The organism is Bacillus cereus group sp. N24 (assembly GCF_016483345.1).
GTDB lineage: Bacteria > Bacillota > Bacilli > Bacillales > Bacillaceae_G > Bacillus_A > Bacillus_A toyonensis.
The window spans coordinates 102,243-126,463 of the sequence record NZ_JAEHCA010000007.1; the positions used below are offsets into that span (position 1 = coordinate 102,243).

Sequence of the window (24,221 nt, forward strand, 5' to 3'; positions counted from 1 at the left end):
ATATTGAAAGTTTTTATCGAACAATTTATAATTATTTCCATCGAGGGAGTTTAATGGGGATTTTATCTTTGTTTTACCTACACAATATTTGATAATTCGATACATAAAATAAAAAATTCGGTTTTATTATCATTTATTCTGTAGCAGCAGTTATGACCGATAATTAGGGAGGAATTACAATTGTACAAAGATAAGACGGACACACTGGATCAAGAATGGATTGATTTAATACTTGAAGCTCTAGATGCTGGTATCGCCCTACAAGATATCGAACACTTTTTCCAACGTATGAAGCCATCAAGTCAAGCTCAATAGCCTTGTTCTTTTTAACGAAGTTTATGTTATAATAATGACATCATAAGACGACGACATATTGATAGAAAGGTGCGCAAACATGATTGGAGAACGTATAAAACGCCTTCGTTTACAAAAAGGTATTTCATTAACTGAACTTGCCGAAAAAGCTGGTGTTGCTAAATCTTACATTAGTTCTATAGAACGAAATTTACAAAAAAACCCTTCCATTCAGTTTCTTGAAAAAATCGCAGCAGTTCTACAAATTCCAGTTGATACTTTACTTCATGACGAAACAGAAAAGGAAGCTCGCCTAGACTCCGAATGGACACAGCTCGTTAAAGACGCAATGAACTCTGGTGTCTCTAAAGAACAGTTTCGTGAATTTCTTGAATTTACACAGTGGAAGCGAAATCAAAAATAACATATATAGGAAGGAGCGCATAAGACTAGCGCTCCTTTTTTCTTTATAAAAAAAAGCGGGTATCTCCCGCTTTTTTTATTTATTATTTCTCTTCGCCCTCTGTTTGGCTTGCATTGAATGTCCATTCTAAGTTCAATGTATCGCCTTGGAATTTGTTTTGATCTTTACCGTCATCTACGAATTCAAACTGTACCCATAGATAGTCTTCTGAATTCGGTGCTAGACCACCATTCTCTGCCCACTCTGGAGCAAAGATGTCTTTAGCTAAAACGTCTGGATCCACATTTTGTAAATCTGCTAAAGTTGTTTCATATACAGGCTCACTTTGTTTATCCCAGTTCCAAAGGAATTTCACTTTAATATGCTTACCGAAGTCTTCGCCAGCATTATCTTTTTTTGCATCTGTAACAGTGTACTTTGTCGCTAATTTAACATCTTTAATTGCTAACGTACCGTCGTTCTTTAATAAGAACTCTTTCTTAACAGAATCCCCTGGTTTTAAATCTTTAATATCTACAAGCGTTTTAGGGTTTAATGTAAGATCTAACGTCCCAGCTGCAAATGTATTATTTGACACTTCTTTATCGCTAAAGAATGCAAATGTTCCTCCACCAATTAAAGATAACCCCAATGCTGCTGATGCAACTCCCATACCTAATTTCTTTTTCAGACTCACAATCAATTCCCCCTAGCTGTTTTTTGTATTTTTATCTCTTATTTCAAAATAAGAGGTGTAACTAAAACTATATTAGCGAAGCTAATATTTGTTCTTTTTCAAAAACCTTAAGTTCATTATAACGAACAAGCTTATGTAAATACAACAACATTTTTTAGTATTTTCAATTATTTTTATTTCTCAACATTGTTTTGATTTTTCAGAAAATAATATATGCTACTTTATACTAATTTATAACTTTTTTCACACGCAAATACATTTCATATTATAAGAAAAAAGAAAGACAAAGAGGTGAGGGCTAACGTCCCCTCACACTCATATAAACATTAATCGTTTTGCTTATTCGCTCGTTATCTCTTGCACCACATTCTTGTTTCCCAGCTGTTTCACTAAAGCAGTTACCCCGCTTTTATCTGTTTCTATTTTTTCTGTTCCTCTGCTTTCTTCTGCTCTTCTAGCTTTTGCTGTTCTTCTACTTTCTTTTGTTCTTCTTCCTTCTTTTGTTCTTCTGCTTTCTTCTGTTCTTCTACTTTCTTTTGTTCTTCTACTTTCTTCTGTTCTTCTACTTTCTTTTGTTCTTCTACTTTCTTCTGTTCTTCTACTTTCTTTTGTCCTTCCGCTTCAAGTGCAACGTTTAATTGTTGCTGTAGAGCCTGAATTTGCTCATCAATAGCTTTCAAACTAACTTCTTTCTCAATATAATCTCGCTTCTCTTTTATAATCTGAAAGCCTTCATTCACATATAAGGCTACTTTTTGAATCGACTCATCTTTAGTTACTTTTAATTCTTCCTGTATTTGGTTGTAAGGAGCTTCTATTTCAGTATATACATTTTGCAAGGCTTCCTTCTCAGAAACAATTTTCTCACGACCTTGTTGCCATACAGAAATTGCCTGTTTTATTTCTTCAATAGAAGTTACTTTCAGTTTCCCCTTCATTGTTCCATACTCATGCTCAATAAACTTTTTATGTTGCTCAGCCTGTTCTTTTAATGTAGTAACTGTTTTCGGAAATATAATTGCTGTAGAAATACTCGCTTCTACTTTCGTTTCATGAATGAATGCCGCTTCTGTATGCGTCATAACTTGAGATCCTAAATAAAACGTAATAGAGCACATACACGGCAATATAAGCATCTTTTTTAAATTACGTGGTCTTTTCAGCATCTTAATCTCTCCCATCGAACATTCCGTTCTTTATACAGAACATTATCTTTATTATAATAAAGAACTATATAAAATGATAGCTATATACTAGAAAAATAGAAAAAGGGCTATCCATATGATAGCCCTTTTTTATTATTATCTTTCTTCACCTGCTGTTTGTTGTGCATCAAACGTCCAATTTAATTGTAACTTATCGCCTTGGAATTGATTTTGATCTTTTCCATTATCAACGAACTCAAATTTCACTTTGAATTTATCAGATTTACCTGCAGAAATACCTTTTTCATCCCAGAACCAAGCAGCTAAATCATTATCTACGGCTGTAAGTGTGTCACCTTTCAATTTATCTAATGTAGTTTGTTTCACAATTGTCTCATGCTTATCTACATTTTTTAAGAATGTTACTTTAATATGTTTACCAAAATCATCTTTATTATCTTTCTTTGCATCTTCTACATTATAATCTGTTTTCAGTAGAACCTTTTTAATATTTAAAGAGCCTTTATTTTCTAGTTTAAATTCTTTTTCAATTGTATCGCCAGGTTTTAAATTCGATACATTAACAACTGTTGATGGATTTAATACTAAATCAAGTGTACCAGCCGCAAATGTATTGTTTGACACTTCTTTATCACTGAAAAACGCAAATGTTCCTCCACCAACTAATGCTGCTCCTAGTACTGCTGATGTGATACCCATTCCTAACTTTTTCTTTAAAGTCATGTCCATATCCCCTTAATATATATATATATTTGTTAACTTCCTAAACGGAAAGTATAACCAAACGAACTAGACGGATTGTTCTACTTTTTTATCTTTCTTTTCTCCGTCAATGCTACGAATAGCGCCAAAAATAGAAATCGCGGAATAACCAAGTAAAAAGACGCCTGGAATAATAAGAAGTAATGCTGCTCCCGCTTTTGAATTCGCATAATTCAGTAAATAACCAACGTACGGAACTGTAATATCTGCATATTTCCCAACTACATTTTCTGCAAGTACTGGTTCTAAATCTGGTCCGTTGTTGTTATCTCCTTTTGTTTCATACATTACTTTTCCATTTGTATCTTTCACACCGATAATACGGTGAGTGATAATTTTTTGATCTTTCTCTTTAAAGGTAATAACATCACCTTTTTCATATTTAGAACCATCTTTCTTTGGTTCTATTGCAATGATTGATCCTGTTAAAAACGTCGGTTCCATCGATCCTGAAAGAACGCTCTTAAACTGATATCCCATCACTGTCGGATCCCCACCGCTCGCTTTTGAAGAAATGACTACAAAAGCTAAGAAAACCATCAATGCAAATAAAACAAATGAGATCGCGTTGCTAATTATCTTCCAAATTAATTTCATCGTCTCTCTCCCTCTCCGTTGTTTTATATTATTTGAAGTATGCAATGCTTCTTTCGTTCTTTAACAAGAACACAAGTAAATGATATAACGAACTTTGAGTTATTGCAATAAGAAAATTTACAATTATTAGTTAAACTTCTTTTCCGTATATAAAAAAGACTGTGACAAAATCTCTTCACAGTCCTCATGCTTTTTTTACTTTTCTTCTGATTTTATTCCTTGTCTATTATGGCGCACCACAGCATATAAAATGACTCCAACTAATACAATCGCACCTATACCAATACTTATCACTTTCACATTTGACTCTTTTATTTCAGGCTCAATTGTATCTTTTTTAGGCATCGCAAAAGTAACATCTTCTTTTGAAAGAACATTTATCGTCGCAATTGTTTGATTATTTTTCGTGATATCAACTGCACCAACTACCTCACCACGATGGATTCCTTTATGATACAAAGAGTCTTTATCTAATGAAGCGGCCCGAAAAATAGTTTTCACATTTTTCCCTTCATCTTTCTTAAGCATAAGCTCTGCACTTTTTTCAAGTTCGCTATCAATATCTTTATTTAAATACGTTGTCTTTTGATGCCAACTATGTTTATCTAGCACCGTTTGTTTCGTAAATTGCCCAAAAGAATATTCCGCCATCTGCTTTAAATCCTCATAGATTTCAGGTCTTTGAGAAGCCATTACTACATTTATAATACGATTTCCATCTTTCTCATTTAATAAAACGAGCGTATTACGTGCCTCATTCGTAAACCCCGTCTTACCGCCGATACTATATGGGTTCTCAAAATAAATAGATTTATTAAAAATAGACACCGTCTGCCTAGATGTAGTAACTGTCGTTCTTTTCGTATTCATCGCTTGCAAAATTTCAGGATACTTTTGCACACCTCTCGTAATCATAGCGATATCATACGGCGTCGTATAATGGTTCGGATCATGCAGTCCATTTGGTGTTACAAAGTGACTATCTGTAGCGCCTAACTGTTTTGCCTTTTCATTCATCATATTAGCAAAATTCTCAACACTTCCACCAATATGCTCCGCAATCGCATACGACACATCATTCGCACTTAACACCATTAAAATCATAAGCGCGGTATTTCTATTCACCGTCTCGCCGGGTTGAAACTCAATTTGATAATTACTCTTCTCTTGATCTAATGCTAATTGCGAAAATGTAAACTGATCCTCTGGCTTCGTATGCTCCATTAACAAAATCGCTGTTAACACTTTCGTCACACTAGCTGGATACGCACGATGATGTGCATTTTTGTCATACAACAAATCACCTGTTTTCGCATCAATCGTAGCTGCAAACTGACTAAAAACATTCGGCCCTTCCTTAGGTGGTGGTGCCACTTGCCCCGGATTCACTCCAATATTCGTCTCAGCACACAACGTCATAGGTGTCAATAAAAACAAACTAATAACTGTAATAAAAACCAAAATTTTCTTGAAATTTACCATATGACTCTCCCTTTTCACTTTACTCCTACAGATAAAAAATGAATCTACCAATCTATATGTAATTTGTATTAAATTGGAAGAAAAATCACTATTTTTTACTATATCATACTTTTACGATAAAGGACATAATTATACAATAAAAATAAGAAGGAATTACTCTTTCTTATCCTTCTCATCAATCAACGAATCTATTAACTTCTGACTTGCTTCCTCAGGCGTAATCTCATCCGTCATCCCCATAAATGACCAACCTTTAGAATCGACCCACTCAACAAGCTCTTGCAAAAACTCATCATGCGTAACATCTACATCAAGAATCGAGCCATTAATCGAAATCGTTCTATTTCTAGAAACACGCATCTTGAACGTTTTTCTTACCATTACAATAATTCTCCCTCTACTCTTGAATATTTATAAAGTGAAACTTTAATCCGTGGGGGTTTTCTTCATCCCCCACGGATTATTAGCCTTCACCAATCGGACTTTTACGGGCAGTTGATCTCCCACCTAACTTCTTTGCTTTCGCTGAATTTTGAGCGGGGATCTTACTGCCCGTTAATGCGGGGTAAAATAATCTTGTATCTCTGTTATACATGATTTTAAGTAAATTGTAAAAAGGATATATTGGCCAATTGGAATATTGAAAGTGAAAATCTCTTATTCTACATAGCCATCACACCTTATACAATTTGTCACACATTACTAAATACATCCGTATAAAAACAACACAACTTACATTTTATCACATCAAATACACTTTGCTTTCGTACAATTAAATGGAATATATTAAAAAAACTAAACATGAGGAGGAACTCTATGGCACGTTGTACATATTGTAAGACGAAGTGGAAAATAAAAGATGTATGGTCGTTACTCATGACATTTGAAAAAGATTGTCCGTATTGTTTTGGAAGGCAATATCTTTCTAACGATACCTTTCATCATGCTAATGCTGCTTTACCTTTGCTATTCCTATGTCCTTTACTTGTTGATTTAAGCGATGAAAACCCTTTGGATAAATATCGTAAATAATATAACCTCTACATTTAAAACCTACTTTCTATTCAGTTTCCTTCTTATTAATTATTCCTTTATTCACTTCTGGCATGATTGTACAAGATCCATCTTTAAAAACTTCCTGTATAAATATTGTAAAATTTCAGTTAATTATATATAATTGCTTTAGCATTATTATTAAAGATGCTATTACATATGCATTTTTGAAGATCCCGTAGCTCAGCAGGGAGAGCGCCACCTTGACAGGGTGGAGGTCGTGAGTTCGAACCTCTCCGGGGTCATACAGTTAGTTATATCAAGGGTTTGAGTACGTTTCTTAACAATTAAAAATGTTATGGTCATTACCAAACCGGTACGACTAAACGAAAACCACTTCGCAAAAAAATGCGGGGTGGTTTTTTGTTGTTAAAATTTGCTGTCCTTGATTTTTTGGACGATAGAGAGTTTAAGAATGTTACACCGAAAACGCTACAAAGCTATCGGGATATTCTGAAACAGTTTGAAAATTTCTGTTTAGAACATGATGTTATCAATGTCGAGGATATTACTACAAGTATTATGAAGCGATATATCTTGCATTATCAAAAGAAAGGAAACAACGCAACCACTACAAACTCTAAGTTGCAACGTATTCGTGCTTTTCTTAATTATATGATTGAATGTGAAGTCATTAAGAATAATCCTGCTAAGAAAATACAGAAAGCACGAGAAGATGTACGTATTGATGTATTTACTGATTATCACATTAAACAAATGCTTAACTACTATAGAAGGATTAAACAGCGTGAAAAAACCTTTTACGCATATCGTGACTATTCCATTATCGTTGTTTTACTTGGTACAGGGTTGAGACAATCTGAATTATGTTCCCTAAAGTGGACTGATATTGACTTCAAATATCAAACTTTATCTGTATTTGGGAAAAGTCGTAAAAGAGAATCTATTCCTGTTGCCGATAAGGTAATTATGGAGTTAGCGACATACAAAACATTTTGCGAACAGATTTTTGTAGAAAAAGGACTTTCAGAATACGTTTTTTCAAACCGTACTAATAAACAACTAACTCCTAATGCAGTACAAAACGTCTTTAAACGTCTAGCTAAGATTATGAATTTTAAAGATGTACGTCTTTCCAGTCATACATTTAGACATACATTCTGTCAACGCTGTATCCAATCGGGAATGAGTACATTTGCGGTTCAAAGGTTAATGAGACATTCGTCCATAGTAGTAACTGAAAGATACGCAGCTATGTGGGGAAATGACTTAAAAGAACAAAACGACAAGTTTAATCCTTTAAATACGATAGATATATAAATAGGAAAAAAGCCACCTACGGCAATAGGTGACCAAAATTCAAATTCAAAACTAAATAACGGAAATTCCGTACATTCAGCACCTCCATTATAAATTTTTCAAAAATATAATGCAAGAGGTCTAGTTCCCTATTGTCTTTTTTAGCTAGTGTACAGCAATTTCCGAACGTGGGAATGACCTAACACCACGATAAACACTTGAACAGGTTAGCTAAGCCAATGTCATAAAATTAAGCGTCCTAACAGATAACGTTTCCTTGTTTACGTTGTTAGAAGTCTAGGTGAGAACGACCATTAACGGTTCGGCTGGTTGCTTGGTGTACTACGGTACAGGTAGCAACGAATAAGAAAGATTATATTAGGTTACGAGTAATTAAGGTTATGTCAGTAGTAAAATTCCTTCCCTAAGTTTTTTCAGCATGTTGGACAAGCATGACATGTTAAAAGTTCGTTGCAGATGAAAATCTAGCGTTCAAACAAGGTGATACGATGGAAACCTCAGCAAACTCAGTTCAATTCAGTATTAAAGAACGTCTACTTTTATAGCACTTTGTTTTCTGAAGTGTTATAAAGGTAGTCATTCTTCTGTCCAATATTTCCTAGACAAATCTAGTTAATTCAGCGAAAAGGAAAACCTAAAGTCAAGAGATTCAAATCATTTTAATTACCACTAAATATGGATATTTGTAGAAGGAAGTAACCACTAATCAAATTTATTTGTCCTATTTTATTCTTTTCCTGCAAGTAAGTATATGTAAGACGAATCTTACAGAACTATAGAGGAAAAGGAGTTTAGGTATGTTATTAAAACGTCCAGTACAAACAAAAATTAACATTATTGATTCAATTATGGGTAGTGGTAAAACTAGTTGGGCAATACAGTTCATGAAGAACGCACCAGCGTATCAAAAATTTATTTACATTACCCCCTTTATAAATGAGGTAGAACGAATAATTACTTCTGTTAATCGTAACTTTCACCAACCACAAGCTGATTGTAAAGGAGAAACAAAGCTAGAAGATATAAAACGTCTCATCTCAGAAGGTAAAAACATTGTTTCTACACATTCACTTTTTAGAAATATAAATAGTGAAGTCATTGATTTGTTAGACATGGAGAATTACACGCTAATCCTAGATGAAGTTATGGATGTTATTGAACAAGTAGATGTTTCAAAAGATGACTTAAAAATGCTAACAGAAAACGAGGTAATTGGAGTAGATCAAAACGGTGTTGTTCACTGGAAGCAACTTGATTATAGAAAAGGGTACTTTGAAAAATTGAGGAACCTAGCTTATTCAGGGAACTTAATGATGTATGAAGACAAAGCAAATGAACCGAGTGCAGTATATTGGATCTTCCCTGTGGAAATATTTAAGCGTTTTGAGGAAGTTTTTATTCTGACCTATATGTTTGATGGACAGATTCAACGTGCTTATTTTGATTTATTCGGTCAAGAGTATGTCTATAAATCAGTTGTAAAGGAAGGTAGTAACTATAAGTTAGCACCATATGTGTCTTTTAAAAATGAAGACCGTTCACATTTGAAGGAACTGATTAACATTTATTATCTTTCACTTAAAGATAAAAAGGATATGAACAAGATGGGAAATAAGCATAATTATTTTAGTGTGTCTGATTTAAAAAAGAAAACTAAAAATAAGGATACAAAGAAAGTCATTAGAGATAACGCTTATAACTTCTACCGTAATAAATGTAATGTACCTACAAATGAGGTCATGTGGACTACTTTTAAAGAGTTTAAAGATAGCCTAGCACCTATGGGGTTGAAAGAACACTTTGTAAGTGTAAATGCACGTGCTACAAACCAATTCCAACATAAAAGGACATGTATCTATTTAGCTAACATTTATACAAATCCTTTGATAAAACACTTTTTTAATAAGCGAGGGGTACAACTTAATGGTGATTTATTTGCATTATCAGAACTACTTCAATGGCTTTTCCGCAGTCGTATTCGTACAGGAAAGTCAATAGATGTTTTTATTCCATCTAAGCGAATGAGAACGTTGTTGGAACAGTATCTCAATAATGAAATTTAATTACTTTCTCTACTTTTATTGCTTAGTAAAGAAACGCTGTAACCCTTGATAACACTGGGTTTCTTGAATATTTCCTTATAAGAAAGATATAAAAATATTATAAGTATTAAAAGACAATCCCGAATAACACTACAAGGGATAGCCTAAGCTACCCCTCTTCGTGATTATTCAGGGCATACTTTAATAGCTATATAGAATAGTATTATTTCTAGAAATAGTGGTGAGGGCATTCTTTGCCCGAACACGAGGCGTAGCCGAGGTAGAATAAAAAATCAATAACATGATATAAGTATAGGAGGAAATGGCTTGGAACTAGAACGATATTCTTACAATCCATATAAGAAGAAATACAAAGGGCATTGGCACTATCGCTGTAGACATTGCGACAAAGTTATATATGTTCCTAAAGAACCTGAGGGTGGTGGATATTATATTTGGATTTACTGTGACGAATATAGCCCGACAGGTTCAATGTTCTGTTCGAAGGAATGTATAGAAGAAGTTGACCAAGAATATAAGAAAAGACGAGGATGGGCATAATCGCCTATCCTTTTGTATTTTATAATCACCATTCGAAGTTCTTTATGATAGATAGTACTGGGTATCAGCAAAGGATGAAGTGTTTAGTTTTAGAAGAACTTCAATTATAAAAGAACTTGTATTAGTTAGGTTAATCCACAACATGATCTTTTCACACAAAAACCCCTTATGATATTGATCTTATAAAAAAATTATCAATCTGATGTCCTATTATGAAATGAAATTGCAAGTACCTATATGTAAGGGCTGATTCAAGCCCCAAAAAAATACTTGGAGGTACTAACAATGAAAACAAACGTTAAGAATGGCACTATTTATTTAGGGGAGTTTGCTACAGATACAGAAACTATTCGATTAGGGGACTGTGATATTTTAGGACTACAAATAAAGACAGAAAGTAATGGAGGTTGGTTTTCTGTACTTGGTGAAACAGATGAAAAAGGAATTGTTAAGCGTTTAATTATAGACCTAGAACCAATTGATGAGAATCCACATGAAGAAGATTATGATAATTGAATAAGAAAAGCGAATTAAAAGGCTAAATTATTTGGAAAGGAAAGGTGTTTATGAATGATATTGGATTTAACAACGTAAAATTGACAGATAAGGACGTATATAAAATACTGTATCTAAACAAGGTGAAAGGTTATCAGCCTTACCAGTTAGAAACAATGTTCCCTGTCACTAAGGCAACTATTAGAAGTATTGTAAATGGTAAGAGTCGAAAAGATTGTTATGGCTTGTTTATGAAATACAAGGATAGCCACAGTGACGAGTTTATGAAACTAGCTAAATAGTGACTAGCATAATCTTAATAGTATATTAACCCTCTCAGATTATTTCTGAGGGGGGGTATTATATATCGTAATTTCATGAATCTTATGTGTGAATTCAGTTATGGGATGCACAATCAGTGAAATGTTGAAAAGTAGTGTTCAGCCCTTGGTACGACTACATTCATAAAAATGGATTAGTTGTGCTTTTCTATGCAATTGTCACTTTTTTCGCTTCCACTCCCTCTTTATACAGTCGCCTCAAAATTATTTTTTCTGCACAAATAAAAGAGGCTATTAGTTAGCCCCTTGTTCTTCTCGGTATTCTTTCAGCCTTCTTTTAAATGTTGCCACGCTACACCCAGCAAATTCAGCACCCTCAGGCTGTGATATGTTACCAGCTTCAACTTCTTTAATAGCATGTAATAAAGCACCTTCAATTTTATGAGTTTTGGACTTTCTACCAAACTTCACGCCTTTCTCTCTTGCGTCCTTAATGCCTTCTTGAGTTCTCTCAAGTATCATAGAACGTTCAAATTCAGCAAATGCACCTAATACATTGAATAATAGTTTTGTCATAGGATTCTCCATTGTCTCAGCTGTAAACATTCCCATATTGATGATGTGTACCGCTACACCTCTATTAGTTAATTCAGTAACGATTGTCTCTAATTGTGATAAAGAACGTGCTATACGGTCAGCCTTAGTTACTACAAGCGTGTCACCAGCTTTAATTACTTCTAATAGTTGATTAAGTTCTTTTCTGTCAGCTTTTGCCCCACTGATCTTTTCTTTATATATTTTTGTAGCACCTGCTTCTTTTAGTGCTTTAATTTGAATATCCAGTTCTTGTTTATTTGTGCTAACACGTCCGTAGCCATAAATCATAGTTAAATTCCCCTTTTTTATAATTTCTATTTGATACGACTTTTTGATACTCTGTAAATCCTATAATACAGCCATTCTTTACGAGTGTCAACAATTGTAAGGTTTATGATACGGAACAGGTGAAAACACTTGCTGAAAGCCACACTACAATTACTTTCAATCAAAAGTGTCAATCAAAAACGTATTGCTGGAACATAGATAAGGAAGGACTGTATAATACCAATACTGGTCGGTACTACGTTGGTAAGATAATAGGTTAAGGACTAAGCTGGGCGTACTATATACCCTACTATCAGCGACAAGGATACCAGTAAGATAAACGAAAAGAGAAGTAACAGACATGGCAAAAGACACGAGGCGAGGTGAGGGCAACAGGCAAGAAAAGAACGAATGAAAGAAGAACGAAAGAAGAACAAACAACAGATAAGTAATAAACGAGATCAACGAGGACATTTGCGAGGACGCTGGGCGGTACATATGGATTCGCTATTTTTTGTATTACAATGCCCCTACCCTATGGGGGCGACCTCTCTATATGGGCTGGTCTAGTAAATGAAGAATATACAGGACGGTCTGAAAATACCATATGGTATAAAATGGAATATTCATAAACAATTTTGAGACGATTAACTTTTTCTTTATGGACAATCCCCTTACTAAATGCACTGTACAGCATTATGGAGAAGAGGGTGGTTCAAGTTTTTGCTATAATTCAATAACCGTTTCTTAAAAAATTATTTTGCAATGGGATTTTAAATTATTTTAGGAGGTACAGCTGTAATGACTAAGAAAATGACAGCCGATGAGATTTTAGTAAATATGTATAAAATGGACGATACTGAGAAACTTGAATTGTTAAAGGTATTATCAGAAAAGCATTTCGAAGGTACTAAGTCAGTTGAAGAAATTCGACACCTAAACTCTATAGCGGTGTTTGGAGACGAGGAAGAAGATAACAATGACCAAAAAACTTGTGAAGAAATGATTAAATACATGAAACACATGGAGAACAGTGAGAGGTTTAGATTGTTAGATTATCTATTTCATAACCATTCCGACTCAAAAAGACCAGTTGGTGTAAGTGCACCTACAAAGGCTTACATTGAGGGTTATTTAGAACGTAAACTTACAATTGATGAAATTGTAATCTTGAAGTTGGCTTATGACTGGGGGCACTTTGTTGGGGAAGAACGTGGAATGAAACAAGTTTAAAAAGTGATGAGAATAAAAAGGGGTAAGGATTTACCCCTAATTTATTTAAGTCTATCTTTTAGTATAACAACTTTTTCTTTAGATAATCTTCTTCTATAATACGTTCAAAAATTTTTAAGTGGTCTATTTTTAGAATATGAGGCAAAGCCTCGTCAAAAGATATTCTGGAATATAACATGTATTGTCTGATGCCGTGTAAAAAATTTTCGTATAACTCATACGTAGGATTTTCGGATAGTTCTTTTAAAGTTGATCTTGAAACTAAAGGAGAATTACGTTGATGAGAGAAATCATACACAATATCATAATTTCCTTCAGTAGTATTTCTTTGTCCACTAATGCTACCACCTACACTATTCCATGAAGGTAATCTATTATGTCGCATCCTGAATGCTTCAATTAAAATCCCTTCAATTTGACGAAGGTCATTTTTTGATTGTTCGTAAACGAAATCTCTAGTAGAAACTTGAGATAAGTCGTGTTTAAACCATGTATCAATGTTTTTTCTAGTGACAGGTTGGCTTAATGGTGATTGAAGAAACACACTGTATCCTAGTTTCTCATTAGTAGTAAAGTATTCTTGGATTTTAATGAATTTACATCCGTTTTCTCGCATAGGTATTATACCATTGTGTTGCTTGAATCTTTCTGCTAGATCGACAGCTAGACCAATATAAAGAACCTCTTTGGTATTATAATCCCAAAATGAATATATGCCTGCTGAAGCCCAACCATAAGAATCATTAGGTGAACATAAATCTTCTAATGAATTAACAATATCTAATACTTCATTTTGCTTGTAAGCATTTTGAACAATAGTTGCGTGCATTAAGAATCCCCCTTTTTACATTTAGTTTTATAATAACACTATCTTGGGGGTGTTTTTCCTTTCAACGAATTAAAGTCCTTTTACCAATCCCCTCAAATTTTCAAATTCTTTACAGCTATCAATTAGAAGTAATTGTAAGGCGTGTTTGTTTGTAAATTTATTCAGACGCCCCTCTTTAAAACTTTCATTTTATTTAGCGATAGTTTCCCTTATTGTGTTCGTTCCGCAATAAGGTGACGTCACCTTTAGAAAGATGACTTAAAACTATATTGAATTGGGATCTATCAGATGTAGTTCCAGTAAAATTTTTAGAGTAGATTTTTCCACAGTTTTTATTTTGTAGTGCTTACAAGTGTACATCTAAACCTTGACCTATTATAGACACTTTAGCATATCCGTATTTTTTCTATATGGATTTATGCCATTAAGTTACGATACCCTTAGATACCTCGATATTACAGAGGAAGCTTATGTGTGTTAATTCTTTTAAGTTATGGCACCGATGTATAACAAAAGGCAATTACCTGTTGAAGAGGTAACTGCCTTTTTAGAGGTATATATTAAATGAAAGTAAAAGTTAGTTAGCGATTTGTTTTTTAATAATAGCAATCTCATTATCATTCAAATTGTATAAAGTGTAAACTTCCTTGTCTATTTCGCATTGTACAGCTGTAATTTGTTGTTGTGTTAAAATTATTTTTTCTTTTTTCTTTTCAAAGACAGGCTTAAAATCAAAGGCTTCTACTTCGGTTAACTTCACCTGTTTTTTATTTAATTCACCTATAAATTCTTTATAAGAGAGATCAAAGAATTTATCTAGCTTTTTCGAAGGTTTTTCTAGTCCTTTCATCTCTTTCAAATAATCTAAGAAGGATTGTTGTTCGTTATACAAAGATGTATGCAACTCAAGTAGTTGATTAGCTAAATTTTCGATTCTAAGCTTCTCAGCACTTTTAGGAGTTTTTACAGGAAAGTCATTAAGATACTGACGCTTAAATCGTAAGTATCCACCTCTGATTGCAGCACCTGTTGCAAACATATAGTAAAAAAGGAGTTCTGAGTTCAATAATCCTAATAAATATTTTGAGTCAGAAGGAATAAAAAAGCCAGTCATATCTACATACCTACCTACTGTATCAAGAGAAAAGCGTGGTATAGGTGCAATATCAGGAAAGATGATTTTTACTTTCTTATATTCTTCATAATAAGAACAAGCCCTTAACTCGTACCATTCACCTTTACCCTTAATATCACTTCTATTAGATAGAGGTTCTTTATATTGATTAAGATGATTTAAGATACTAGGATAATTACTTATATCTATTCCTTTTTCAACTAAAATAATAAAGCGATCTTTGTCTGCAACTAGATATTGTCGAATATCTGTACCCATAGTGAAAGGGTGTATAATATCCGCAGCCTTAGAATCATCACTGATGAGTTCCATTTTCTTTTCTTCATCAATAATATAAGCGGTGTTATAACCAGTCTTGATTCCACCGTAGATGTCCTTACCTAACCATTTAGATAGAGAAGTCCCTTGCTTTTTTATTTTTTCGAAGATGGAAGTACTCTCTGCATTGCCTATATACCAAAAACCGTCATCTAATTTATTCGACTTAATAGGAAAAGAGTTTTCTTCTAAGTATTCGTCCAAATTTGTAACATTTTTTTCTTTTACATCACATGCTTTAATATCATATGCTTTTTTTGGAGAGGCTTTTTTCATAGATAAGATTAAAGGATAGGTGACAGCATCTTGGAATATAGGCAAATCTCCAAAGTCAATAAGTTTAAGTATTTGATAATTAAGCAAGAAGCCTCTTAAAGGCTTTCCATATCTAGCTTTCATAAACTTATTAGGAAAAATAAGTGACAACCGTCCTTCTTTTTCTTTAAGTAAGTTTAGACTTTTTTCTAGAAAGTAAGTATATAAATCAGCACTACCACTAAAAACTGTATAATTCTTTTCTAAAAAAGGTTTGTATTGACCAATAAATTCATTACGTACATAAGGCGGGTTTCCAATAATGACATCAAAACCTCCATTGTCCATAATGTCTTTAAAAGATTCTGACCAATCAAAAGGTTTTAATGCGGGACTTGCATTGTCTATTAAACTGTTACCACATTGAATGTTTTTATCGAGTGTAGTCAATTCATCTGTTGCATTTGCAGTTTTCAGCCAAAGAGAAAGCTTTGTGATTTCTACCGATTCCTTGTTTAGATCTACTCCAAACAAATTATTTTTTAAGATGTGCTTATTTAGATCAAACAGAGTTAATTGTCCTAATCCCGTAATTGCCTCGTTTACAATCATGCCTTCCTTGTACAAATAATCAAAAGCTTGGTTCAAAAAAGCACCAGAACCACAAGCTGGGTCTAAAACTTTAATATTTGAGAGTACATCTCTATACGCCAACCAAAAATTTAACCATTTATTTTCAGCAGCGGTACGAACAGACTTTGCTGAACTTTTTAATTTTCTTTTTTCGATAGCATCTAGCTTTCTATCATGTTCAGCTTCCCTTTCTTTCAATTTTGTGTTATACCATTCATCAATATCAATAAGTTCAGGTAAATTTGCTTCACCTAACTCTTTTCTTTTAGCTGATAGCCAACCTCCGATAGCATCTTCTACTATAAATCTAGTTATATACTCAGGAGTGTAAAAGATACCATCTTTTTTACGTTTTCCATTCCTGCCAATCTTTTCACCACGTATCTCTTGTTTCATTTCTTCTATATCAGTTATAGACTGTTCAAAAATGTGACCTAAAATGTTTACATCTAAATCACTGTTAAAATTATTGTTTGAAATTCGTGTGAACTCTATAAAGATTGAATCTTGAATGTTAAGAGAGTCAAGAACTCCGTCATATTTAAATAGACCGCCATTGAATTTATTGATGTTGTTTCGTTCATTTCCTTTGTCTATCGACAAAAAGAGATTTTTTAATTGTTCCCAAATTGGTGTATCAGTTACTACATAAGATAATTTTGCAGCTTCAATTACACGTCTAAACGTATTTTCAGGGAGAAGTCCTGTGTCTTCACAAAAGCATACAAAGATAAATCTATCCATCAATTTTTGGGTCTTTTCAAATAAGACTAATTCATCTACAAGAGGATTATGAGTCTTTAAGTGTTCAAATACATTTAAACGAGTCTGTTTATATTCTTTATAAAACTTGTCGCTAATTTCTTCCTTTTCAGCGTCATTTGTATCATAAAACTTATCTGTTTTAGAATCTTTTTCTGAATCGATAAGATGTTCTTTACATAGTAAATAGTAAAAGCGTTTGAACTCTTCTGCGTCTGTTAATTCAATTATGTCGAATCGTTCATACTCGGATTGTGTCGAACTTCTATAAAACCTAATTTCTTTAAAGTTAGAAACAATAACCCACTTACAATTCTTACCTTGTTTAGAAGCATAAGAAAAAGCTTGTTCAACCGGCGTTTGCTGATTTTTCCTCCCACGTTGTTTACTGTCAAGATGTGTTTTTGCATCCTTTAATTCAATGATTACTTGTACATCATGCTTATTACGTGAAAAGTAGCCTAAAACTCCGTCAGCTTTGCTACTATCTGTTGAAGATTTACTTTCCTGTATTAAATTCCACTCATCATTTCCAATTTGATCTTGATATCCTAATACATTTCTAAAAAAGTCAATTAGAAAACTCCCTTGTAAGGATTCTTCTTTAGTTTTCTTAAATTCAGTGTCTTCTAAACTGTGTTTCCAATTAGTCAATATTTTTAGTTTTTCATCGAAGTTTGGAATCTGATCTAATTTAAAATTTTCCAATCGTTCATTTAACAGTTTTCGATTAAAAATTTGTTTATGTATCAATTGATATACCGCCCTTATAAAAGTAGTTATTTCCATATTACCACAAACCAGCCATATCATAGGATAGATAAATCACTAAAAATACAAGGTGTTAGGTGTAGAAAAAACACCTATTGTAATCAATTAAGGAGAAGCGTTAACTAACACAAGTGATTAACTCACTGACAGTACGCAGTGACAAATCATAAACCTTAATCAGTAGTGCCAATCAAAAACGTATTGCTAGAACATGAATATGTAAGGACTGTATAATACCAGTACTGGGCGTACTACATACAGTAGGAGAACCAGCAAGAACAATGCAAGCACGACACGAGGCGAGGACAATATGCGGTGACGTTGTGACGCACTGATTATTTCTATATATATACCCCCACCATAGGGGGCAGGGGGTGTATATATGGTCGGTCTGCCGTCTGGAAAATATATGCTATGGTTTGCGGAATCTATATGGTATTAAATGGAATTCATCTTCCCATACCTACAACAAGTTAAACTTTTAGTGCGGAAGATTAGGGTTCTACTAAAATTTTTAAATTACTTTTTTAGAAAAAAAAAATCAAAGCAAGTTTTATACAATAATTTTTATGTTTATCAGTGTTAACCTGTGCATGTCAGTGTAATCCAGTGAAACCTCGTGTAATCTCGTATTATCTCGTGTAATCTACTAACTTTTAATTATATAAAAATAAGTATTAAAGACGCTGGCGGGGGGATATTAGTATTAGGACGTCCTAATAAATTCAATTGGAGGGATAACATTGAAAAGAGATCTATTAACTAAATTGATTAAGAAGGTTGGTAATGGATTTTTATATTGGTACATTTGGAAAGATGGAATGACATTAAAAGTTCATTCTGGTTCTGTTGGCGATATAGGCGAAACCAGAGAAATGCAGTTGGAGTTACCTGGAAAAGCGAATGAATCAATAGATGAATTAGTTAATCAAAAGATTAAAGAAGGGTTTCGATATATAGAAGAACATGACCTAATTGATCTTTTAGTGGAATATAACTATAAAAAAGATAAAATCGAAGAAACACTAAAAAAAAGACATTCCATGCAAGATATAATTGATGGATGTTTATTTTGGACTGGGAACGGCCATTGTGATGGTGGAGGAATGGGAATGGGGGTTGCCCAAATTTTTAATTATGTAATAGATGTTAAAAAGGCTGCAAAAGAAATTATCAAGGAACTTGAAAATGAAAACTTGGTTGAGGGAGTAGAAATCTCCTATCTTAATCCCTTAAATGTTCATATTACTTTGTATTCTAATGGATTAGAACAATAACCATGAAAAGAGTATTGAGATCACTCAATACTCTCTTTTTATTGTGCGGGGAAGGATAGTAATAGTGACGAGGTAAATATTGTAGAAAGTGGTCAACTGCAAGTCATTAAGCTGTATGGATGGAAGGGGGTGGTTAAGATATTTGCTATAATCGAATGACCGCTTCTTAAAAATATAATTTTGGGGTGGTTTTCAAAATATTTTAGGGGGTCGTGCTGCCATGACAGAAAATGAGAAGAAGTTACTGGAACAGATATATGCGAAGGTATGTGAAATGGAAAAGAAAGTGAATAGCATAGGCGAAGATTTAGATGAGTTAAGTGGTAAGGAAACCTCCACCTCAGTAGAAAGTAAGTTGGGCGATTTGAAGAATGTACATAAAGGGATACAAGCGACATTCGAACAGGGCTTTGCTGACGTGCATAAGGGATTAGAAGAAATAAAGGAGAATCGAAGCATAGCAAAGGAATGGCAAAAGCAAAAGGGACAATTAAATTAGTCCCTCAGCTTTAAAGTGATCTTTAATTATATTTGGGTTAACTTGTAATTCTTGTGCTATTTGTTTAGGTGTGTAGTCCTCTATAATCATTTGATATAGTCTTTTTGCTATTTTATTAGGGGATTCCTTCTTTCTACGTTTGTGAGAGACCATTTTACTACTACTAGCATGCTGTAACCTAGTACCAAAACTATCTCCATAAGGCATAGTACAAATATGTTTTTGATGGTCTTTCCCTATCATATATCTAGCCTTGTTATAAAAATCAGCACCGCACTTATCACAGTGGAATAGCATTGTAGCATGTTGGTTAGTGTAGCGTGTTACAGGCGTTATAGTACCACCATAATCCTTATTTAATCTTGCTTCATATTCTAATTTATCCATAATAGTTCCTCTTTTCATAGTTGATTAAGCAACAGTTTAAGTAGTATTTTTGAGGTCTGAATAGGAATATACCCGACCCTCATTTTTTGGCCTGAGAATGCCTTTATACCAAGCCCTCATTTTGCTAAACTGTTGCGTATTCTACTGTTCCTTTCTGTTTTTCGTCTAGCTGACTCTCTACATATGTCAGAACAATATCTCAATCGCAAATTACTAGTTTTGAATATCCTTTTACAGCCATTGCATTCTTTTGAGGAAACTAAAACCTCTTTGACTACGCCATGTTTAGAATCAATGCCATTTAATAAATTTAAGTAGTCGCACTTAATCTCTTCTTTATCAAAGTTGTAGCGTTCATGTTTAACTAATAACGGACAGTGGGCGTCTTTTAATACACACCAATTACTTTCCCCGTTAAATTCTTTAACTAAGTTGCAACAATCCTTTGCTTCCATTTCTCCATATCTCCTTTAAAACAGAAAAGATCACCAGCTATTCACCAGTGACCTCTTTTGTAATCTCTTTTGCTAATGCTATCTTGTCAGCGTGTGCCTTTTCTTCCGCTTCAATTTCTTTGATAAGGCGTTCTTTGACACCACTGTCTTGTAATTGGTTAATCATGGCCTTTGATAATTCGCTATCATTGACAGGTGATTTTTCAATGTAGTGACCAGCTTCATTTTGCAATGCCAATCCATACTGCATTGCCAATACTGGTGGTAAGCCTTTTAATACTTCTGTGTTACCCTTCCTCAGTTCCGCTAGTACGTCTTGTTTTACAATGCTAGTTAAGTTCATTTATTCCACGTCCTTTGGTTGTTTTAAGTGTTCTGGTAAATTCCCACGAGTAGCGGAAAACATTTCATTCTTAGAAACAACAGATGTCTCAAACCATGTAAAGAATGGCTGGTATTGTTCTTGATTGAATGAGTGTTCCAAACGTGGAAACTCTTCTTTAACTTTTGTATCTTCAAACACTTCATAAATATCAGGTGCAATTTCATGGTATTGTTTTTTGAACTGTTTCCCCATTTCAGCTACCTCAGTTAACAATTCATAGCGGTGACGGATAGCAAGTTCTGTCACGTCATACTCATAAGAAGTAGTTCGGTCTTTTCTCAATACATCTTGAAATACTGGAACATAAGCACGTTTCAACGCTGATCTTTTTCCGTCCAGTTCTTCCATCATAGAATGAATGATTTCTAATTTTGAATTGATTCCCTTTGCTTGTGCTTTTAAATAAATACGTTCTGACAAGTTCGCATTTTCCTGATCCAGTAGAATCGCTGTCATTTCCTCTTGCATGACTGCTAGTTCCATTTGTAGTTCCTGTTCTTCCTTGTCCAGTACCTCAGCTTTTGCCTTGTACTCAGCTATAACTTGTTTTGTTTCAACGAATAAATCTTTTACTTCCATTTCCCATTCCTCCAATAGTAGATATTATTTGTAGCCTCTTGAAGCCTTCATTTCTAAGATTCTGCGAACACTGGCTAACTCAACGTTAGAAACTCGTAATCGTTTAATAGCGTCCTTAAATTTGCTGTGATACAGCGGTGTGAACTCTATTTCACCTCGTTCTAGTTTTCCGATGGTACTTCTATCAACGCCCATGACCTGTTCAAAATCTGATTGAGTCTGATTTCTCAACTGCCTGACAGGTTTAATAAAACGATGGTCAAAGTCCTGTTTGTATTCCAAGTTATTCACCTTCTTTTTTTGGGAACTTCATATAAATAAAAAAAGGCATGTCATACGACACACCTTAGTTAATAGGAGATCAATTCAACTATCATTATCCGTAGGAAACTATTTAAAGCTTCCTCTATTATAATATCTTTGAAACCATAGGGCATTACAGGTAGAAAAGCAATCTTTCAAAAAGTTTTTTAAAATTAAGGTTCTTTATCACCAAAGAATGTGTATATGGCGAATAGAATTATGAAAAAAGACATTCCTTGAAGGTTTAGCCACTTTACAACAATAAATGACCCTTTTATAATAAAATTAGTAAATAATTCATGTGAAGTGGTTTTTTCGTTAAAAACGTAATAAAAATACTTGATATACATAAACCCCCAACTTCCAAACCTTGACAGGGTGGAGGTCGTGAGTTCGAGCCTCTCCGGGGTCATATCCTTTTGTATCAACTGTTGATAATTTCATATTTTGAGCAAAACTAACGGTGAGTACCGCTCAAGTTTTGATCGAAACTCCTCCTTTAACTCTAAATGAGAATGAAGGAGTTTTTTTTATGTCTTTAACATACTTCACAGAAAAAGAAATCGTAAAAAAACGACAACCCCACAAACGGAAAACTAGCAAAATTTCAAAAGAATATTCTGTTGAACGCGTATTCGAAAGATTTATTGATAGTAAAGTAAAACAGAATTCACGCCCCAAAATCATTGAATCAATTCCTTCTTATGTTTAATAGTATAAAAGCATTTCATGGAACAGAAAATGCTCAAATATTCTATATGACCGATATTACAACAAATTTTATTTATGACTGGGTTTATTGATTAAAAAATGAATGTGTATGCTTTGATGGCCATATTTACGTGCATCAAGATACAGAAATAGGAATCAGAACAATGGAGCGCTATGTAGAAATGGGGCTGTTAGAAGATGCAAGTTTGGTAGCGGAAATTCTCAAGGAAACGAGATGCTGTGATTTACTGCTTGTAATAAAATTGTTTGATTTTCAATCCGCTGAGCGAATTGAAACTATCTTACGAGGTAACCCAAGCGCTTACTAAGCACAATGGTATACAACGGTCTATGTTTAACATAGGCCCATTTTTTTATAAGGAGCAATTGCTATGACCGACGTATATATAATGCAACCATTCGATAAAAGGGAATTTGCCAAAACAGAAATTTTATTGACTTCGAAAGTGACTGAAATATTGGGGATTTCAAGGGCTCGTATGAATGCGCTATTGAAAACGGGACAAATCAACACGAGTATATTTCTACGTGAAGGATGGTTAAAGGATATGGAATGAAGGTACAATTCTATAATTAAAGATGTTAAAAAATCGTATCATCAAAAAATTAAAGAAAATGTTAATGAGACTTTATCATGCACTTTTGCATACAGGATTATTTTCTCTTGTAAATAAATAATAGTAGTATATAATAAAAATAACATTTTACCAATAAAAGGTAAAATGAAGGTGGGATAAGTAAATAACCAAAACGTATTAACAGATTTATTCTATGTAAATCATGATACCTATATGGAATCAACACTATGGAATTTTATGTAGGTATTAGATTACTACACAATAAAAGATTAATAGCGAATACACTCGAGGAAAAAAAGCGTTCGATTAGATTAATGTTATAAAACTACTTAATGTGATATCTATTGAACGAATTGAGAATATACTTAGGGGGAATTTCAAGTGAAAACATTTGGTAAAGTATTATTAACAGGAGCTTTAGCTTTGGGCGGTTTCACGGTTATGAACATTGATACACCTAAAGCACATGCTGACGGAGCAAGCGAGTTCTGTCGTTATATCTGTGGTCCTAGCGAAACGATGAATGGTGTTACAGTTCAAGTACACGCTACGGAATACCGATTTGGGCAAAACGTAATTGCAAGAATTACAAATGACCGAACTGAGGATATTCATTACAATGTCAGCATCGAAAAGAAATATGGAGATAGCTGGGGAGAATATGATACTTTCTTCAATTGGAAAAATCAATGGGTTCCAGCTGGAAGTAATGATGAAATTTCTACTTTCACAGGATATGGCGAAGATATTGGAGATAATGGAACATACCGTTACAAAGTTGAAATTGTAAGTGCTGATGGTTCTGTAGATACAATTTACACAGCAGGAATGACAGTTACAGGAAGAGGAGAATAATCATGAAAAAATAAGCTTTTCGGAGCTTATTTTTTTATATATAAAATTGAATATCGATATTCTGAAATAGATAGATAGGTAGGGAACGAAACAGTCCCTACCTATTTTATAAATTCCACGTATTTACCTAATGGTGCATATGTGTTTATGATCCTACTTCTTCTTTTTCTATCGTTTACAACATAAGGTTTTTTAAATTATCAACGCTTTCTAAATTGACAACACATTATTTTATATTTATTTATATACATTTTACA

At 33.7% G+C, this 24,221-nt stretch carries 29 protein-coding genes and 1 tRNA gene; 16 read left to right on the forward strand and 14 right to left on the reverse strand.

The window, feature by feature from the left end; all coding sequences use genetic code 11:
• Positions 1-180 precede the first annotated feature (180 nt).
• On the forward strand, positions 181-315 hold the full coding sequence (locus tag JDS95_RS13095; protein ID WP_000276222.1) for an anti-repressor SinI family protein: 135 nt from the start codon (positions 181-183) through the stop codon (positions 313-315).
• Positions 316-394: 79 nt separating this feature from the next.
• A complete protein-coding gene (locus JDS95_RS13100) occupies positions 395-718 on the forward strand; it encodes a helix-turn-helix domain-containing protein (RefSeq protein WP_000578874.1) in 324 nt (107 codons plus the stop codon).
• 82 nt (positions 719-800) lie between these two features.
• Here the strand turns inward: JDS95_RS13100 and calY are convergent, their stop codons facing one another.
• The 6 genes from calY to JDS95_RS13130 all read right to left on the reverse strand — a co-directional run bounded on the left by calY (position 801) and on the right by JDS95_RS13130 (position 5,782).
• Entirely contained in the window at positions 801-1,394 is a 594-nt protein-coding gene (calY, locus tag JDS95_RS13105) for a biofilm matrix protein CalY (protein WP_000053723.1), read from the reverse strand.
• A gap of 419 nt (positions 1,395-1,813) precedes the next feature.
• Positions 1,814-2,575, reverse strand: a complete 762-nt coding sequence (locus JDS95_RS13110; RefSeq protein ID WP_199690538.1) for a DUF4047 domain-containing protein — start codon at positions 2,573-2,575, stop codon at positions 1,814-1,816.
• Between the two features lie 120 nt (positions 2,576-2,695).
• Positions 2,696-3,283: a CalY family protein gene (locus JDS95_RS13115; RefSeq protein WP_199690539.1), complete on the reverse strand. Its 588-nt coding sequence runs from the start codon at positions 3,281-3,283 to the stop codon at positions 2,696-2,698.
• 66 nt (positions 3,284-3,349) lie between these two features.
• Positions 3,350-3,919 carry a signal peptidase I SipW gene (sipW, locus tag JDS95_RS13120; protein WP_000767788.1) on the reverse strand — a complete coding sequence of 190 codons (570 nt, stop codon included), beginning with the start codon at positions 3,917-3,919 and terminating at the stop codon, positions 3,350-3,352.
• A 195-nt stretch (positions 3,920-4,114) separates the two neighbouring features.
• The gene (locus JDS95_RS13125) at positions 4,115-5,401 is read right to left on the reverse strand and encodes a D-alanyl-D-alanine carboxypeptidase family protein (RefSeq protein WP_199690540.1); all 1,287 of its coding nucleotides are present in this window, start codon (positions 5,399-5,401) and stop codon (positions 4,115-4,117) included.
• A 153-nt stretch (positions 5,402-5,554) separates the two neighbouring features.
• Positions 5,555-5,782 carry a hypothetical protein gene (locus tag JDS95_RS13130; RefSeq protein WP_000251867.1) on the reverse strand — a complete coding sequence of 76 codons (228 nt, stop codon included), beginning with the start codon at positions 5,780-5,782 and terminating at the stop codon, positions 5,555-5,557.
• A 435-nt stretch (positions 5,783-6,217) separates the two neighbouring features.
• Here JDS95_RS13130 and JDS95_RS13135 point away from each other — a divergent pair, with 435 nt between their 5' ends.
• The 7 genes from JDS95_RS13135 (at position 6,218) to JDS95_RS13165 (ending at position 11,135) form a co-directional block, all read left to right on the forward strand.
• On the forward strand, positions 6,218-6,433 hold the full coding sequence (locus tag JDS95_RS13135) for a hypothetical protein (protein WP_199690541.1): 216 nt from the start codon (positions 6,218-6,220) through the stop codon (positions 6,431-6,433).
• Between the two features lie 193 nt (positions 6,434-6,626).
• Positions 6,627-6,699: transfer RNA gene (locus JDS95_RS13140), tRNA-Val, on the forward strand.
• A gap of 118 nt (positions 6,700-6,817) precedes the next feature.
• Positions 6,818-7,735, forward strand: a complete 918-nt coding sequence (locus tag JDS95_RS13145; protein WP_225990160.1) for a tyrosine-type recombinase/integrase — start codon at positions 6,818-6,820, stop codon at positions 7,733-7,735.
• A gap of 797 nt (positions 7,736-8,532) precedes the next feature.
• A complete protein-coding gene (locus tag JDS95_RS13150; protein ID WP_199690542.1) occupies positions 8,533-9,798 on the forward strand; it encodes a DEAD/DEAH box helicase family protein in 1,266 nt (421 codons plus the stop codon).
• 306 nt (positions 9,799-10,104) lie between these two features.
• Complete coding sequence (locus tag JDS95_RS13155; protein ID WP_098321579.1) at positions 10,105-10,338, forward strand: hypothetical protein; 234 nt, start codon at positions 10,105-10,107, stop codon at positions 10,336-10,338.
• A gap of 285 nt (positions 10,339-10,623) precedes the next feature.
• Positions 10,624-10,854: a hypothetical protein gene (locus JDS95_RS13160; protein WP_113710457.1), complete on the forward strand. Its 231-nt coding sequence runs from the start codon at positions 10,624-10,626 to the stop codon at positions 10,852-10,854.
• A gap of 50 nt (positions 10,855-10,904) precedes the next feature.
• Positions 10,905-11,135 carry a hypothetical protein gene (locus tag JDS95_RS13165; RefSeq protein ID WP_149889707.1) on the forward strand — a complete coding sequence of 77 codons (231 nt, stop codon included), beginning with the start codon at positions 10,905-10,907 and terminating at the stop codon, positions 11,133-11,135.
• 273 nt (positions 11,136-11,408) lie between these two features.
• Here JDS95_RS13165 and JDS95_RS13170 read toward each other — a convergent pair whose 3' ends face one another.
• Complete coding sequence (locus JDS95_RS13170) at positions 11,409-11,999, reverse strand: recombinase family protein (protein ID WP_149889706.1); 591 nt, start codon at positions 11,997-11,999, stop codon at positions 11,409-11,411.
• 780 nt (positions 12,000-12,779) lie between these two features.
• Here JDS95_RS13170 and JDS95_RS13175 point away from each other — a divergent pair.
• Positions 12,780-13,211, forward strand: a complete 432-nt coding sequence (locus JDS95_RS13175; RefSeq protein ID WP_149889705.1) for a hypothetical protein — start codon at positions 12,780-12,782, stop codon at positions 13,209-13,211.
• A 58-nt stretch (positions 13,212-13,269) separates the two neighbouring features.
• Here the strand turns inward: JDS95_RS13175 and JDS95_RS13180 are convergent, their stop codons facing one another.
• Entirely contained in the window at positions 13,270-14,040 is a 771-nt protein-coding gene (locus JDS95_RS13180; RefSeq protein ID WP_149889704.1) for a GIY-YIG nuclease family protein, read from the reverse strand.
• 577 nt (positions 14,041-14,617) lie between these two features.
• Positions 14,618-17,896 (reverse strand): Eco57I restriction-modification methylase domain-containing protein, encoded by a 3,279-nt coding sequence (locus JDS95_RS13185; protein ID WP_172624219.1) that lies wholly within the window; start codon positions 17,894-17,896, stop codon positions 14,618-14,620.
• 761 nt (positions 17,897-18,657) lie between these two features.
• On the opposite strand from JDS95_RS13185, the gene JDS95_RS13190 reads away from it, so the two are divergent.
• Complete coding sequence (locus JDS95_RS13190; RefSeq protein WP_149889702.1) at positions 18,658-19,191, forward strand: hypothetical protein; 534 nt, start codon at positions 18,658-18,660, stop codon at positions 19,189-19,191.
• A 220-nt stretch (positions 19,192-19,411) separates the two neighbouring features.
• Positions 19,412-19,690, forward strand: a complete 279-nt coding sequence (locus JDS95_RS13195; protein WP_199690543.1) for a chromosome segregation protein SMC — start codon at positions 19,412-19,414, stop codon at positions 19,688-19,690.
• On the opposite strand, the gene JDS95_RS13200 is transcribed toward JDS95_RS13195, so the two are convergent.
• The 5 genes from JDS95_RS13200 to JDS95_RS13220 form a co-directional block, all read right to left on the reverse strand.
• On the reverse strand, positions 19,682-20,077 hold the full coding sequence (locus JDS95_RS13200; RefSeq protein WP_149889700.1) for an adenylate kinase: 396 nt from the start codon (positions 20,075-20,077) through the stop codon (positions 19,682-19,684). The genes JDS95_RS13195 and JDS95_RS13200 overlap by 9 nt on opposite strands.
• A 116-nt stretch (positions 20,078-20,193) precedes the next feature.
• Positions 20,194-20,532, reverse strand: coding sequence for a hypothetical protein (locus JDS95_RS13205; protein WP_149889699.1), 339 nt, complete (start codon positions 20,530-20,532; stop codon positions 20,194-20,196).
• Positions 20,533-20,569: 37 nt separating this feature from the next.
• Positions 20,570-20,875: a hypothetical protein gene (locus JDS95_RS13210; RefSeq protein ID WP_149889698.1), complete on the reverse strand. Its 306-nt coding sequence runs from the start codon at positions 20,873-20,875 to the stop codon at positions 20,570-20,572.
• Positions 20,876-21,496 (reverse strand): hypothetical protein, encoded by a 621-nt coding sequence (locus JDS95_RS13215; protein WP_149889697.1) that lies wholly within the window; start codon positions 21,494-21,496, stop codon positions 20,876-20,878. It abuts the gene before it with no gap.
• 24 nt (positions 21,497-21,520) lie between these two features.
• Positions 21,521-21,787: a helix-turn-helix domain-containing protein gene (locus JDS95_RS13220; RefSeq protein WP_098212788.1), complete on the reverse strand. Its 267-nt coding sequence runs from the start codon at positions 21,785-21,787 to the stop codon at positions 21,521-21,523.
• 544 nt (positions 21,788-22,331) lie between these two features.
• Here JDS95_RS13220 and JDS95_RS13225 point away from each other — a divergent pair.
• From JDS95_RS13225 to JDS95_RS13240, 4 genes are all read left to right on the forward strand, one after another.
• Positions 22,332-22,511 (forward strand): hypothetical protein, encoded by a 180-nt coding sequence (locus JDS95_RS13225; RefSeq protein WP_016108044.1) that lies wholly within the window; start codon positions 22,332-22,334, stop codon positions 22,509-22,511.
• A gap of 163 nt (positions 22,512-22,674) precedes the next feature.
• Positions 22,675-22,839, forward strand: a complete 165-nt coding sequence (locus tag JDS95_RS13230; protein ID WP_016108043.1) for a hypothetical protein — start codon at positions 22,675-22,677, stop codon at positions 22,837-22,839.
• 63 nt (positions 22,840-22,902) lie between these two features.
• Positions 22,903-23,088 (forward strand): hypothetical protein, encoded by a 186-nt coding sequence (locus JDS95_RS13235; protein ID WP_016108042.1) that lies wholly within the window; start codon positions 22,903-22,905, stop codon positions 23,086-23,088.
• 402 nt (positions 23,089-23,490) lie between these two features.
• A complete protein-coding gene (locus JDS95_RS13240; RefSeq protein WP_199690544.1) occupies positions 23,491-23,964 on the forward strand; it encodes a hypothetical protein in 474 nt (157 codons plus the stop codon).
• Positions 23,965-24,221 lie beyond the last annotated feature (257 nt).